The sequence below is a fragment of the Chlorobium phaeovibrioides genome (genome assembly GCF_003968655.1).
Classification (GTDB): domain Bacteria; phylum Bacteroidota; class Chlorobiia; order Chlorobiales; family Chlorobiaceae; genus Chlorobium; species Chlorobium phaeovibrioides.
Map to the genome: position 1 here is coordinate 1 of NZ_RXYK01000066.1, position 521 is coordinate 521.

Below are 521 nucleotides of genomic sequence, written 5' to 3' on the forward strand. Positions count from 1 at the left end.
GGGTTACTCGCATGCCGTAAGGCACAGTGTTTTAAAGAAAGTGCTGCCACCGGAAGGCCGGAGCATCGCTGAAGTCAGCCGGGAAACCGGAGTCAATCAGCAAACCATCAGGAATTGGATCAAACGAAGTGAAACGGGTATCTTTGAAGATGGAAATCAAGACAGCTGTCCCCGTTTCCTGACACCCAGAGAGAAGTACCAGCTGGTCGTAGAGGCTGCCGGCATTGATGATGAGCAACTGGGTGAGTTTCTCAGGGAACGAGGGCTGCATTCAGAACACATCACCATCTGGGACCAGGAGCTTCGCGACATGATCGACAAGAAAAACGAACAGCAGGACAAGGAAAACAAAGCACTTAAGAAACAGGTCAAAGATCTGGAGAAGGAGCTGCAGCGCAAGGAAAAAGCGCTTGCTGAAGCCGCCGCCCTCCTCATATTAAAAAAAAAGCTCGAGGCACTTACCAGGGGGCACGAGGACGACTGATCCTTGAGGATCACAAGGCCGAAGTCATTATGCTGAT

1 protein-coding gene is annotated in these 521 nt (G+C 51.1%); it reads left to right on the plus strand.

Going from position 1 to position 521, the window contains the following annotated elements:
- Positions 1-484: helix-turn-helix domain-containing protein (locus EKD02_RS09965; protein WP_148102986.1), on the plus strand; the 484-nt coding region annotated here is incomplete at its 5' end.
- Positions 485-521: the final 37 nt, after the last annotated feature.